We start from the raw sequence: 13,187 nt of genomic DNA on the forward strand, positions 1-13,187 counted from the left end.
TGGGGGTATGTTGAGAACACTAGAGAAACATACCCCCATGGGTATTGTCAAGACGGGAATAACATACCCCATAGGGTACTTGACATACCCGTAGGGGTATATGCCAGGATGGCAAGACCCGACCTGAACGAAAGGACCCAGGCCATGAAATTCATCCAGTACTACTTGGACTGCCTGTCGCACGCGTCGTACCTGGTGGCCGACGAAACCACTGGGCGCGCAGTCGTTGTCGACCCGCAGCGCGATATCGCCGAGTATCTGGCGGACGCCAAGGAACTCGGATTGACGATCGAACTGGTCATCGAAACCCACTTCCACGCCGACTTCCTGTCCGGCCACCTGGAACTGGCGAAGGCGACCGGGGCCAAGATCGTCTACTCGTCGGTCGCGGAGACCGAGTTCGAGTCGATGGGGGTCGCCGACGGCGAACGGTATTCGCTCGGCGACGTCACGCTGGAGTTTCGCCATACCCCGGGACACACCCCGGAATCGCTGAGCATCGTGGTCTACGAACATGCCGATGACGAGACCCCGTACGGCGTCCTGACCGGCGACGCGCTCTTCATCGGCGACGTCGGTCGCCCCGACCTCCTGGCATCGATCGGCTTCACCCGCGAGGAACTGGCCGACAAGCTGTACGACTCGCTGCACGACAAGCTGATGACGCTTCCCGACGCCACCCGGGTGTACCCGGCGCACGGCGCGGGATCGGCGTGCGGCAAGAACCTGTCGACCGATCTGTGGTCGACGATGGGGGACCAGAAGGCGACGAACTACGCGCTGCGGGCACCCGACAAGGCGACGTTCATGAACCTCGTCACCGAGGGCCAGCCGCCCGCGCCCGGGTACTTCGTCTACGACGCAATCCTCAACCGCAAGGACCGCGAATTGCTCGACGAGACCAAGATACCGACGGCGATGACCTACGAACAGGTCCGCAAGGCGATCGACGGCGGAGCGGTCTTGGTCGACGGACGCACCCCCGAAGAATTCGCGCAGGGCCACTTGCGTGGCGCGATCAACATCGGACTCGAAGGTCGCTACGCCGAATTCGCCGGATCGGTTTTGCCGTCCGACGTCGACGTGGTCCTGTTCACCGAGCCCGGCCAAGAGCTGGAAGGCAAGAACCGGCTCGCCCGAATCGGATTCGACCGGGTGATCGGCTACCTGGCCGAGCCGTATCAGGCGATGTTCGCCCATCAGGAAGACGTCCAGGTGGCCTCTCGGTTGACCGCGAAGGCGTTCGACGAGCGGGCATCTGAGCTCACCGACCTGCAGATCGTCGACGTCCGCAACCCGGGCGAGGTCGAGGCCGGAACCATCCCGAACGCGGTCCCGATTCCAGTGGGGCAGTTGCCCACCCGAGTGGACGAGCTCGATCCCACCAAGCCGACTGTCGTGTACTGCGCAGGCGGATACCGGTCCTCGGTCGCGGCAAGCCTGTTGAGGCAGAAAGGTTTCACCGACGTGAGCGACATCCTCGGCGGCTACGGCGCCTGGGAAGAAGCCATTCAGAGCGCCTGAGTAGTCCGAGGGAGAAGATCATGACCACCACAGCCAAACACCAGATCCTCATCGTCGGCGGCGGAACGGCCGGCATCACCGTCGCGGCCCGGATGCTCCGCAAGGGCTACACCGATGTCGCGGTGATCGAACCGTCGAGCACGCACTACTACCAGCCGCTGTGGACGCTGGTGGGCGGTGGGCAGGCGAAGGCCTCGTCCACTGAGCGTCCCGAGTCCTCGGTCATACCGAAAGGTGCGACATGGATCAAGAACGCGGCCAACGCCTTTGATCCGGAGAACAACACGGTCATGTGCGCGGACGGAGCCACCTACGGCTATGACGTGCTCGTCGTGTGTCCCGGCATCCAACTCGACTGGAAGAGCACCGAGGGGCTGGAGGACGCCCTGGGCCGCGACGGTGTGTCGTCGAACTACCGGTTCGACCTCGCGCCGCGCACTTGGGACTTCATTCGCACCCTGACATCCGGCACCGCGGTGTTCACCGTTCCGTCCGGCGCGATCAAGTGCGCCGGGGCTCCGCAGAAGATCGCGTACCTGGCATCGGACTATTGGCGAAAGAAGGGAGTGCTCAACGACATCGACGTCCATCTCGTCATGCCGGGACCACGCCCCTTCGGTATTCCCGCGATCGCCGACAGCCTCGACAAAGTCATCGCCGACTACGGAATCACGCTGCACAGCAGTTCCGAGCTGACCTCTGTCGACGCCGCGTCGCACAAGGCCGGCATCACCAGCGTCGGCCCGGGCGGCACCGACACGATGCTTCGTTACGACGTGTTGCACGCCGTACCGCGCCAGTCGGCGCCGGACTGGATCAAGTCCAGTCCACTGTCGACCGGCGATGCGGCGGGTTATGTTGAGATCGACAAGCACACGATGCAACACGTGCGCTATCCCAACGTCTTCAGCCTCGGTGACGCCGGATCGTCGCCGAACTCGAAGACCGGGGCTGCGATTCGCAAGCAGGCCCCCGTCGTCGTCGAAAACATCGACTCGTTCCTGAAGAACGAACCGTTGCGGGCTTCTTACAACGGCTACTCGTCGTGCCCGATCATCACGTCGTCACACGCGATGCTGCTGGCGGAGTTCGACTACGACCTGAACCTGGAACCGACATTCCCGCTGCTCGACCCCACGAAACCGCATCGGGCTTACTGGTACCTGAAGAAGTACGGACTCCCGTTCATGTACTGGAATCTGATGCTCAAGGGGCTGGCCTAGCAATTCGACTTCGCCAATCAAAGAAAGGCACTGCAATGACAATCAAGAACCTCTCCGCCACCGACTTCGAGTCCACGATCACCGACAACCCGATCGTGTTGATCGACTTCTGGGCCTCCTGGTGCGGACCGTGCCGATCCTTCGCCCCGGTCTTCGACCGCTCGGCGCAATCGCACCCCGACGTGGTGCACGCCAAGGTCGACACCGAAGCGCAGCAGCAATTGGCCGCGGCGTTGGAGATCCAATCGATCCCGACCATCATGGCCTTCCGTGACGGCGTGCTCGTCTACCGCCAGCCTGGTGCCCTGCCTGCGGCCGCGCTCGAGGACCTGATCACCCGGGTCAAGGCGCTCGACATGGCCGAGGTCCACGCCAAGATCGCCGCGGCGAAGTCCTGACCGCATTCACCAGGAAGGACGATCCAATGTGCTACCCCGAGCGGTGCCCCCGCTGCGGCAAAACCGGCTGGGCCGGCTGCGGTCAACACGTCGACGACGTGATGAGCTCGGTGCCCCCGGCTCAACGCTGCACCTGCGACAACGATTCGCCGCCCAAGCCGACAGCCACCATCACCACGCCATCTCACCGCCGACCAAGATAGAGGGACCGCCATGACCACCATCGAAACCCCCGCGCCCGTGACCCCCATGCCGCGCATCGGTGATCCGGCACCGGCCTTCACCGCCCAGACCACCCAGGGCGAAATCAACTTCCCTGCCGACTACGCCGGCAAGTGGGTCATCTTCTTCTCCCACCCGGCCGACTTCACCCCGGTCTGCACCAGCGAGTTCATGACGTTCGCCACGATGCAGGAGCAGTTCGCGGCCTACCACACCGAACTCGTCGGCCTGTCGGTCGACGGTCTCTACAGCCACATCGCCTGGTTGCGGACCATCAAGGAGAAGATCTCCTACCGCGACATGAGGGACGTCGAGGTCACCTTCCCGCTGATCGAGGACGTCTCGATGGAGGTTGCCCGCAAGTACGGGATGATCATGCCGGGCGAGGATTCGACGAAGGCCGTCCGCGCGGTGTTCGTCATCGATCCCAAGGGCACGATCCGCGCCGTCATCTACTACCCGCTGAGCCTGGGCCGAAACTTCGACGAGTTGTTGCGCGTCATCCAGGCCCTGCAGACAGCCGACCACTTCTCGGTCGCGACACCGGCCGACTGGCGCCCCGGCGACCGGGTCATCGTGCCGCCTGCCGGCTCTTGTGGAACTGCCAAGGAGCGGATGGACGGCCACGTCGACGGCGTCGAGTGCGAGGACTGGTTCTTCTGCACCAAGGAGATCTCCGCGCAGGAAGTCGAGGCCGCCATTCGCGCTGACCAATAGGGCACGCTGGACAGTGAATACCCCCATGGGTAACGTGGGCAGAGTCGGTGAAAGGAGGCGAACATGGCACTTGCCATATCGACCAAACTGCGGGCGTCGTTCGACGACGCGGTAGAGATGACCCGAAAAGCCCTGTCTGACCAAGGGTTTGGAGTTCTGACCGAGATCGATGTCAAGGCCACGTTGAAACAAAAGCTGGGCGAAGACATGGAGAACTATCTGATCCTCGGGGCGTGCAACCCGCCATTGGCACACCGCGCGGTCAACGTGGATCGAAAGATCGGGTTGCTGTTGCCGTGCAACGTGGTGGTCCGCTCGGATCCTGCCCATGACGGCACCGTGATCGTCGACGCGATGGACCCCCAGATCATGGTTCAGGTGGCTGACGAGCCGGGCCTGCGTGAGGTTGCCGACGACGCGGCCGCAAAGCTGCATGCCGCGATCGACGCGCTGTCCCAAACGGCGTCCGCGAAATAGCTGGAGCCCCGCGATGTGCGGGCGAAGGTATAAAAAGTGAGCATCGGGATCGCCCTCGCGCTGGGCGCCGTGATCGGTGTGTTGCTGGGCTTGCTCGGCGGTGGCGGATCCATCCTTGCGGTACCGGCACTGGTCTACATATTGGGTCTTGGTGTCGAACATGCGATTCCGATGTCCCTGATCGTGATCGGCATCGCCTCCGCGGTCGGTGCGCTACCCAAGGTCCGCGCTCAGCAGGTGCAGTGGCGACTGGCGGGAATCTTCGCGGCTGCCGGTATCCCGGCCACGTTCATCGGCACCGCGGTCGGCAAGCACCTGCCGCAGTCGGTCCTACTGATCGGCTTTGCGTCGGTGATGGTGGTGGCCGGAATTCGGATGCTGCAGGAAACGGGGGACACCGGAACCGCCTGCAGTGTGGGTGACTCCGGAATCAACTGGCGCCGTTGCGCCCCGCGGTCGATCCCCGCCGGATTCGTCGTGGGTCTGTTGACAGGGCTGTTCGGTGTCGGGGGCGGCTTTCTGATCATCCCGGCGTTGGTGCTGATGCTCGGTGTGGAGATGCCGATCGCCATCGGCACCTCGCTGATCATCATCGTCGCCAATTCCGCAGCCGGCGTGATTTCCCATCTGGGCGGCGGCGGCATCGACTGGTCGATCACCGCCGCGTTCGTCGGCACCGCGATCGTCGGTTCACTCGTCGCCGGTCACTACGGCACCACGCTCGAAACGGCCAGACTCCAGCGCTGGTTCGCCTACCTCGTCTTCGTCGTGGCGGGCTACGTGCTGCTGGACACCATCGTTCTTCGCTGAGACCTCTGAAAAGGATCCCATGAACATATCCATCATCGAAACCTCTGGGCTGGGCGACCGCAGCTATCTGGTCGACCATGGTGACACGGCCGTCGTCATCGACCCCCAGCGGGACATCGACCGAGTCCTGTCGCTGGCCCGGGACCGCGGGGTGTCGATCACTCACGTGGTGGAGACCCATATCCACAATGACTACGTCACGGGCGGATTGGAGTTGGCGCGGACCGTCGGGGCGGAGTACGTCGTTCCCGCCGGGGACGACGTCGCCTACGACCGTCGGCCGGCGCGCGACGGAGACGTCATCGATGCCGGACCAATTCAGTTGCAGGTCTTGCACACTCCCGGACACACCCATCACCACGTCAGCTACGTGTTGCGAGACGCGAGAGAGACCGTCCACGGTGTGTTCACTGGCGGGTCGATGCTGCATGGCACCACTGGTCGGACCGATCTGCTCGGCACCGAACATACCGAAGCGCTGACCCATGCGCAGTACCACTCGGTGCGTCGCCTCGCAGATGAGCTGCCAGCCGACACGAGGGTGTTCCCGACTCATGGTTTCGGCAGTTTCTGTTCCGCCACCCCGGCGAGTGGCGATGACTCCACCATTGGGGACGAGCTCGTCACCAATCCGGCGCTGACCCAGGACGAGCAGACTTACGTCACCGAACTGCTCGCCGGACTATCCGACTACCCCGCCTACTACGCGCACATGGGAGTCATCAACAAGGCCGGGCCGCCGCCCGTTGACCTGTCGCTTCCCCAACCGGTGAATCCCGACGAACTGCTCGCCCGCATCGAGGCTGGAGAGTGGGTTGTCGACCTTCGGAACCGTACTGCGTTCGCCGCCGGCCACCTCGCGGGCACCCGCGGCTTCGAACTGTCGGAATCCTTCGTCACCTACCTGGGCTGGCTGTACGACTGGGGCGAACCGCTTACCTTGATTGGTGAGAACACCGACCAGATCGCCGAGGCCAGAAGGGAACTCGTGCGCATCGGTATCGACAAGCTCGACGGAGCAGCGGTCGGGGAAGTCGGCAGCCTCAGTGCTGGCACCAAGCTGCGCTCCTACCGCGTCGGCTCCTTTGCCGACCTCGCCGAAGCCCTCGAATCGCAGGACCTCACCATCCTCGACGTCCGTCAGCAACAGGAGTACGAAAGCAGCCACATCCCCGGCGCGGTGAACATCCCTCTGCACAAGCTCATCGAGCGGATGTCCGATGTGCCCGACGGCGAGGTTTGGGTGCACTGCGCATCGGGCTACCGGTCCTCGATCGCGGCCTCCTTGATCGACCGGCCGGGGCGGACCGTTGTGCTCGTCGACGACGAGTACGAGAACGCCGAGAAGCTCCAGATGACCGGCTGATCTCAGGACGATGTCGACATGTTGGTGTTGACCATCTGCGAGGAGATGCAAATCTTCCGCCGCGAACGTGCGCAAAATGCGGCCCGCGAGCGGCGTGTCGTGCGCCGACACGCACTCGCGGGAAAGTGGTCGGCCTACTGGTTTTGCGGGAAGCCCAGCTCGATTCCTCCGTGGCTGGGGTCGAGCCAACGGCTGGTGATCGCCTTCTGGCGGGTGAAGAACTGCACACCGTCCATCCCGTGCGCGTGGCTGTCGCCGAACAGCGACGCCTTCCATCCGCCGAAGCTGTAGTAGGCCATCGGGACTGGGATGGGCACATTGATGCCCACCATCCCGACCTGAACCTCGTTCTGGAAGCGGCGTGCGGCCCCGCCGTCGTTGGTGAAGATCGCGGTGCCATTGCCGTATGGATTGGAGTTCACCAAGTCCAGCGCCTCGTCGTAGCTTTCTACCCGGATCACCGACAGCACCGGGCCAAAGATCTCGTCGGTGTAAATGCTCATCTCGGGCGTGACGTTATCGATCAGCGTGGGGCCGAGCCAGAATCCGTCCTCCGCCCCGTCGGCCTTCACACTGCGGCCGTCGACCACGATCTTGGCACCGTCCGCCTCACCCGCGTCGATGTACGACGCGACCTTGTCGCGGTGTGCCTTGGTGACCAACGGTCCCATGTCGGAATCCTTTGTACCGTCGCCGGTCTTGATGTCCGCGGCGCGTTCGGCGATCTTGGCGACGAGGTCGCCGGCGATCGGTCCGACGGCCACACAGGCGGAGATCGCCATGCACCGCTCACCGGCAGAACCGAATCCGGCGTTGACCATCGCATCGGCGGCGAGGTCGAGGTCGGCGTCGGGGAGGATCACTGCGTGGTTCTTCGCCCCGCCGAGGGCCTGCACGCGCTTGTCGCGGGCGGTGCCGGTGGCGTAGACATACTTTGCGATCGGCGTGGAGCCGACGAAGGACACTGACTTGACCGTCGGATTCGTCAGGAGTTCGTCGACGGCGGTCTTGTCGCCCTGCAGCACGTTGAACACACCGGGCGGCAACCCGGCTTCGGCCCACAGTTCGGCGAGCCACAGCGATGCGCTCGGATCCTTCTCCGACGGTTTGAGCACGACGGTGTTGCCAGTCGCGATCGCGATGGGGAAGAACCACATCGGCACCATCGCGGGGAAGTTGAACGGGCTGATCACACCCACCACGCCCAGCGGCTGACGGACCGAATACACGTCGACCTTGGTCGACGCGTTTTCGGTGAAGCCACCCTTGAGCAGATGCGGAATACCACAAGCGAATTCGACGACCTCCTGGCCGCGGCTGACCTCACCGAGTGCATCGGAGACGACCTTTCCGTGCTCGCTGGTGATGATCTCGGCCAGTTCCTGCTTGCGCGCGTTGAGTAGTTCGCGGAAGTTGAACAGGACCTGCGTGCGCTTGGCCAACGACGTGTCACGCCATGCAGGGAACGCGGCGGCTGCGGCGTCGATCACCGTGCGGGCGTCCTCGACGGAGGCCAGCGCGACCTCGCCCGTCACGACGCCGGTGGCCGGGTTGGTCACCGGGGCCGTCGCGGGGCCGGCACCGGCGAAAGCCGCGTTGTTTATCCAGTGGCTGATTGTCTTGCTCATGTCTACTTTCTGTACGTCGTAGTCGGTCATGGTGTTCAGTTGGTAACGCGAGACCCGCCGATCGATGCGCGGTCGACCATCTTGACCTCGACAGGCAGCCCGCTGTTCAGCGACTCGACGCCGGCCTCGCACACCGCGGCGGCGGCATAACCGTCCCACGCGCACGGACCGTCGACATTCAGCCCTGAGTGCACGGCGTCGACCCAGCGCTGGAACTCCGTGTCATAGGCCTGGCCGAAGCGCTCCCGGAAGCCCGGCGTGATCTGGCCGCCCCAGTGACCCGGGGCGCTCTTGCGAATGAGCCCGACATCGAGACCGATGATGGCGCTGCCCTTTTCGGCCACCACCTCGGTCCGCACCTCGTAGGCCACACCCGTCGTGACGAACAGTTCGACGTCGACGTGCTTGCTGGACGTGGTGCGCATGATCGCGATCTGCGGGTCGGCAAGGCCCTGCGGCGCACCGGGGTTCGCTGCCGGTTTGATGATCTGGATCGACGCGACCTCCTCATCGAACAGGAAGCGGATGACGTCGACTTCGTGCACCAGCGAGTCGCGCACCACCATCGCGCTGTCGAACGTCGGCGGCACCGCGGGATTGCGGTGCGTGCAGTGCAACACCAACGGGCGGCCGAGTTCGCCGCCGTCCAGAAGCGCCTTCAGTTGGGCGTATTCGTGGTCGAACCGGCGCATGAAGCCAACCTGGATCAACCGCTTACCGAGTTCGGCCTCCCGCTTCACCACCGCCAGCGACGTCTCGATATCCGTCGTCAACGGCTTCTCGCACAACACCGGCTTGCCGTGTTCCAGGCAGGCAAGCAACTGCTTCTCGTGCGTCGGGCCCGGAGTGGCGAGGACGACGGCGTCGACGCCCGGGTCGGCGATCGCATCGAGCGGGTCGACGATGGCGCGGCAGCCCGGGATCGTCGCCGCGATCTGCTCGGCCTTCTCGGTGACGTAGTCGTTGACGACGGCGACCCTGGCTCCCGAGATTCTGGCGCTGAGTCGAGCGACGTGGTCGGCGCCCATCACGCCCACGCCGAGAACGGCCACACGTAAGTCGGTCACGAGTTCTCCTAGCTGAATCGGACGGCCGGTACGCCGCATGAACCGAGATAGGACCGGGTGCGCTTGGCGATCGGCAGGGGAGCGCCGACCTCGCAGGGGTACATGTCCTGCTCGACGATCGCGAACACGTCGATACCGAGTCGCTCGATCTCGGTCAGCAGCGGCGGCATCTCCGGAATGCCAAGCGGCGGTTCGGTCATCGCGCCGAGCTTGACGGCCTCACCGAACGGCAGATCCTCGGCCTCGACCTTCGCGCGCACCTCGGGATCGACCTGCTTGAGGTGTAGATACCCGATACGGTCCGGCGCACGGCGGATGATCGCGATGTTGTCGCCGCCGCAGTAGCTGATGTGGCCGGTGTCCAGGCACAGGTTGACGAACGCACCGTCGGTGCCGTCGAGGAACCGGTAGACGTTCTCCTCGGTATCGACGTGGCTGTCGGCGTGCGGGTGGTATTGCGCACGGACGCCATACTTCTCGAACATCGCCTTGCCGAGCTCGTTCATGCCCTCGGTCTTTTTGCGCCACTGGGAGGTCGTGAGGTGGCGGTCCTCGAGCACGGCTCCAGTTGCGGGGTCACGCCACATTTCGGGGATGACGACGACGTGCTTACCGCCGACGGCGGCGGTCAGTTTGGCGACGTCCTCGACCTGCGTCCATACGGCGTCCCACGAATCGTCCTGATGCAGGTGCTCGAACACCGTGCCCGCCGACAACTTCAGGTTGCGCGCGTTCAGTTCGTCGGACAGCTGCTGGGGATCGGTCGGCAGGTACCCGTAGGGGCCGAGTTCGATCCAGCGATAGCCGGATTCCGCGACCTCGTCGAGGAAGCGGGTGTACGGGGTCTGGCCGGGATCGTCCGGGAACCAGACGCCCCAGGAGTCAGGGGCGGAACCGACAAGAATTGTGCTCACGAGGTCCTTCAGGAATCGGAGGGGCGGATCAGAGGACGCTGAATCTTCTTCCAGTCCGCATAGGTCTGGTACGCGGCCTGCGTGGATTCCAGCATCGACACCTCGGACACCGGTACATCCCACCAGGATTCGCTGTCCGGAGCGCTCACGAGCGGATCCGTTTCGACATGGATCACGGTGGTGCGGTCACTCGCCTTGGCGACCTTTACGGCGTCGACGAAATCCGACGCGGTGGTGGCTTTGATGACGTCGACGCCGAGGCTGGCGGCGTTGGCCGCGAGGTCGACCGGCAGCTTGTCGCCGTCGAGACGACCGCTGCCGCTGCGGTAGCGGTAGGCGGTCCCGAAACGCTGCGATCCCAACGCCTCCGACAGCGAACCGATCGATGCGAAGCCGTGGTTCTGCACCAGGATGACGATGAGCTTGACGCCCTCCTGCACCGCGGTGACCAGTTCGGTGGCCATCATCAGATAGGAGCCGTCGCCGACGAGGACGAACACGTCGCGGCTTTCATCGGCCATCCGCACACCGAGGCCGCCTGCGATCTCGTAGCCCATGCAGGAGTAGCCGTACTCGACGTGGTATCCCTTGGGATCTCTTGTCCGCCAGAGCTTGTGCAGATCGCCGGGCATCGAGCCGGCTGCGCAGACCACGACGTCGCGTGGATCGCTCAACGTGTTCGCCAAGCCGATGACCTGACTCTGGTTGAGCGGAGCACCGTCCTCGACCGCGTAGGCGGCCGACACGGTGTCGTCCCACTCCTCGGCGAGCGCCGCGGTCCGGCTGCGGTAATCGTCAGAGACCCGGTAGTCGCCGAGCGCTGCGTCCAGCGCCTCGATCCCCTCTCGGGCATCGGCCACCACGCTGACGCCGCCCTGTTTCACCGAGTCCAACGACGCCACGTTGATGTTGACGAACTTGACGTCCGGGTTGTTGAACGCGGTGCGCGATGCCGACGTGAAATCGCTGTACCGCGTGCCGATTCCAATCACGACGTCGGCTTCGGTGGCCAGCGCGTTGGCGGCGGTGGTGCCCGTCGACCCGACGGCGCCGACGCACTGCGGGTGGTTGTACGGCAGTGCACCCTTGCCGGCCTGACTCATACCGACGGGAATGCCGGTCTTTTCGCACAGCGCAGCCAGCGCCTCGGTGGCACCGGAGTAGACGACGCCGCCACCCGCGACGATGAGCGGCTTGCGCGCCGTGCGGATGATCTCGGTCGCCCGTGCGATGACCGACTTCTCGGGTAGCGGTCGCGCGATGTGCCACGTGCGTTCGGCGAACAGCGATTCCGGCCAGTCATGCGCTTCTGCCTGTACGTCCTGGGGGAGAGCGATGGTCGCGGCGCCGGTCTCGGCGGGGTCGGTGAGCACCCGCATTGCGCCGAGTAGGGCGGCGGGCAACTGCTCGGGCCGCCACACCCGGTCGAAGTAGCGGGACAGAGGCTTGAACGCGTCGTTGACCGTCACATCGCCGGAGGACGGCAACTCCAACTCCTGCAGTACCGGTGCGCTGACGCGGGTGGCGAACGTATCGGCGGGGAGCAGCAGCACCGGCAGGCGGTTGATCGTCGCGAGTGCTGCGCCGGTGAGCATGTTCGTCGCTCCGGGGCCGATGCTGGCGGTGACCGCCCATGTCTGCAACCGGTCCTTCTGCCGTGCGTAGGCCACCGCGCTGTGCACCATGGCCTGCTCGTTGCGGCCAAGGACGTATTTCAGTCCCGGCTCTCTGCCTGCTTCGACGGCCTCGACCTCGTCCTGAAGGAGGGCCTGGCCGAGGCCCGCGACGTTGCCGTGTCCGAAGATGCCGAAGGCGCCCGCGAAGAATTTGGTGCGTTTACCGTCGCGCTCGACGTACTGATTGGCGAGGAACCGAATGGTCGCCTGCGCCACGGTCAGTCGGACGGTGCCCTCGGGGTCCGGGGTTTTCTCGGCGGGCTTGGGTGCGGTGGAAACCACGGGTCACGCTCCTGTTTCGTGCAGAGGGAGGCGGGGATCGACGGGCTGGTCGGGCCAGGTGCCGCGGAGCCAGGCGTGTTCGGGATCGTCGACGATCTTCCAGGCGCGTTCGGCGCCAGGTCCGGCCATGACGTTGAGGTAGTACATGTGATAGCCCGGCGCTGCCACCGAAGGACCGTGATATCCGTGGGGCACCAGCACCACGTCGCCGGTGCGTACCTCTTCGAGTACCTCGATCGGACGGTCGGGCGTTCCGTAGACGCGGTGGTATCCGAAGCCGCGTGATCCGTCGGGGCCGCCCGCGATCTCGAAGTAGTAGATCTCTTCGAGTGACGTTTCGGTGGGTGTCGTCTCGTCGTGCTTGTGCGCGGGATAGCTCGACCAGTTGCCGCCGGGGGTGATGACTTCGCACGCGATCAGCGAGTCAGCCTCGAAAACTCCTGCCGTGCCGAAGTTGTGGACCTGGCGGCTGCAGTTGCCGGTGCCGCGCAGTTCGACGGGAACGTCGGGGGCGGCGACGCGGCGGTTGGGGAACGAGTTCGTCGCGCGGGCGCCGCAGATCGCGAACCGCCCTTTGCCGTTGATCACGTATGTCCGGTCGAGGCCGATGTAGACCATGTCGGACGGGCCGTCGAACACCGATGCGCGTGGCGCCAGTTCGAACGTCTCGCCGTCGCATTCGACCGTCCCGCCGCCGGCCAGCGGCAGAATCATCACCTCGGTGCCAGTGGTGCTGAGTTCTACGCTGTCGTCGAGTTCTATTACCTGCAGCGAGGTTTCGGTCCACCCGGCTGATTCAGGCGTGATGTCGACTGTGTAAGGCGGGGTGGCGCTGCGCGCGGGGATGTATAGCTTGCTGTGCATTTCTACCTTCCTCCCGTCG

13 protein-coding genes are annotated in these 13,187 nt (G+C 64.6%); 8 read left to right on the forward strand and 5 right to left on the reverse strand.

Going from position 1 to position 13,187, the window contains the following annotated elements:
• Positions 1-144: 144 nt before the first annotated feature.
• From H7J93_RS07385 to H7J93_RS07415, 8 genes are all read left to right on the forward strand, one after another.
• Complete coding sequence (locus H7J93_RS07385) at positions 145-1,524, forward strand: rhodanese-like domain-containing protein (RefSeq protein WP_267305628.1); 1,380 nt, start codon at positions 145-147, stop codon at positions 1,522-1,524.
• 20 nt (positions 1,525-1,544) lie between these two features.
• Complete coding sequence (locus tag H7J93_RS07390) at positions 1,545-2,747, forward strand: NAD(P)/FAD-dependent oxidoreductase (protein WP_267305629.1); 1,203 nt, start codon at positions 1,545-1,547, stop codon at positions 2,745-2,747.
• Positions 2,748-2,782: 35 nt separating this feature from the next.
• On the forward strand, positions 2,783-3,145 hold the full coding sequence (gene trxA / locus H7J93_RS07395; RefSeq protein ID WP_267305630.1) for a thioredoxin: 363 nt from the start codon (positions 2,783-2,785) through the stop codon (positions 3,143-3,145).
• Positions 3,146-3,171: 26 nt separating this feature from the next.
• Entirely contained in the window at positions 3,172-3,348 is a 177-nt protein-coding gene (locus H7J93_RS29540) for a DUF8730 family Cys-rich protein (RefSeq protein ID WP_499892178.1), read from the forward strand.
• Positions 3,349-3,358: 10 nt separating this feature from the next.
• Positions 3,359-4,084: a peroxiredoxin gene (locus tag H7J93_RS07400; RefSeq protein ID WP_267305631.1), complete on the forward strand. Its 726-nt coding sequence runs from the start codon at positions 3,359-3,361 to the stop codon at positions 4,082-4,084.
• A gap of 63 nt (positions 4,085-4,147) precedes the next feature.
• Positions 4,148-4,561: a DUF302 domain-containing protein gene (locus H7J93_RS07405; protein ID WP_267305632.1), complete on the forward strand. Its 414-nt coding sequence runs from the start codon at positions 4,148-4,150 to the stop codon at positions 4,559-4,561.
• Between the two features lie 36 nt (positions 4,562-4,597).
• Positions 4,598-5,371 carry a sulfite exporter TauE/SafE family protein gene (locus H7J93_RS07410; RefSeq protein ID WP_267305633.1) on the forward strand — a complete coding sequence of 258 codons (774 nt, stop codon included), beginning with the start codon at positions 4,598-4,600 and terminating at the stop codon, positions 5,369-5,371.
• Positions 5,372-5,390: 19 nt separating this feature from the next.
• Positions 5,391-6,737, forward strand: a complete 1,347-nt coding sequence (locus H7J93_RS07415) for an MBL fold metallo-hydrolase (protein WP_267305634.1) — start codon at positions 5,391-5,393, stop codon at positions 6,735-6,737.
• Positions 6,738-6,871: 134 nt separating this feature from the next.
• Here H7J93_RS07415 and H7J93_RS07420 read toward each other — a convergent pair whose 3' ends face one another.
• The 5 genes from H7J93_RS07420 to iolB are packed head-to-tail and all read right to left on the reverse strand — an operon-like array spanning position 6,872 to position 13,168.
• Positions 6,872-8,365: a CoA-acylating methylmalonate-semialdehyde dehydrogenase gene (locus tag H7J93_RS07420; protein WP_267305635.1), complete on the reverse strand. Its 1,494-nt coding sequence runs from the start codon at positions 8,363-8,365 to the stop codon at positions 6,872-6,874.
• 35 nt (positions 8,366-8,400) lie between these two features.
• Entirely contained in the window at positions 8,401-9,432 is a 1,032-nt protein-coding gene (locus H7J93_RS07425) for a Gfo/Idh/MocA family protein (protein WP_267305636.1), read from the reverse strand.
• An 8-nt stretch (positions 9,433-9,440) separates the two neighbouring features.
• Positions 9,441-10,346 carry a sugar phosphate isomerase/epimerase family protein gene (locus tag H7J93_RS07430; RefSeq protein WP_267305637.1) on the reverse strand — a complete coding sequence of 302 codons (906 nt, stop codon included), beginning with the start codon at positions 10,344-10,346 and terminating at the stop codon, positions 9,441-9,443.
• Positions 10,347-10,354: 8 nt separating this feature from the next.
• Positions 10,355-12,304 carry a 3D-(3,5/4)-trihydroxycyclohexane-1,2-dione acylhydrolase (decyclizing) gene (gene iolD / locus H7J93_RS07435; protein ID WP_267305638.1) on the reverse strand — a complete coding sequence of 650 codons (1,950 nt, stop codon included), beginning with the start codon at positions 12,302-12,304 and terminating at the stop codon, positions 10,355-10,357.
• Positions 12,305-12,307: 3 nt separating this feature from the next.
• Positions 12,308-13,168 carry a 5-deoxy-glucuronate isomerase gene (iolB, locus tag H7J93_RS07440; protein WP_267305639.1) on the reverse strand — a complete coding sequence of 287 codons (861 nt, stop codon included), beginning with the start codon at positions 13,166-13,168 and terminating at the stop codon, positions 12,308-12,310.
• Between the last annotated feature and the right edge of the window lie 19 nt (positions 13,169-13,187).

This window comes from Mycobacterium barrassiae (assembly GCF_025822765.1).
Classification (GTDB): Bacteria; Actinomycetota; Actinomycetes; order Mycobacteriales; family Mycobacteriaceae; genus Mycobacterium; species Mycobacterium barrassiae.

Bases quoted from the DNA above. Each gene is read 5' to 3' on its own strand.
- H7J93_RS07385 (WP_267305628.1), top strand. From the start codon at position 145: ATGAAATTCATCCAGTACTACTTGGACTGCCTGTCGCACGCGTCGTAC.
- H7J93_RS07420 (WP_267305635.1), bottom strand. From the start codon at position 8,365: ATGAGCAAGACAATCAGCCACTGGATAAACAACGCGGCTTTCGCCGGT.
- iolB (WP_267305639.1), bottom strand. From the start codon at position 13,168: ATGCACAGCAAGCTATACATCCCCGCGCGCAGCGCCACCCCGCCTTAC.
- H7J93_RS07415 (WP_267305634.1), top strand. From the start codon at position 5,391: ATGAACATATCCATCATCGAAACCTCTGGGCTGGGCGACCGCAGCTAT.
- trxA (WP_267305630.1), top strand. From the start codon at position 2,783: ATGACAATCAAGAACCTCTCCGCCACCGACTTCGAGTCCACGATCACC.
- H7J93_RS07405 (WP_267305632.1), top strand. From the start codon at position 4,148: ATGGCACTTGCCATATCGACCAAACTGCGGGCGTCGTTCGACGACGCG.
- H7J93_RS07390 (WP_267305629.1), top strand. From the start codon at position 1,545: ATGACCACCACAGCCAAACACCAGATCCTCATCGTCGGCGGCGGAACG.
- H7J93_RS29540 (WP_499892178.1), top strand. From the start codon at position 3,172: ATGTGCTACCCCGAGCGGTGCCCCCGCTGCGGCAAAACCGGCTGGGCC.
- H7J93_RS07400 (WP_267305631.1), top strand. From the start codon at position 3,359: ATGACCACCATCGAAACCCCCGCGCCCGTGACCCCCATGCCGCGCATC.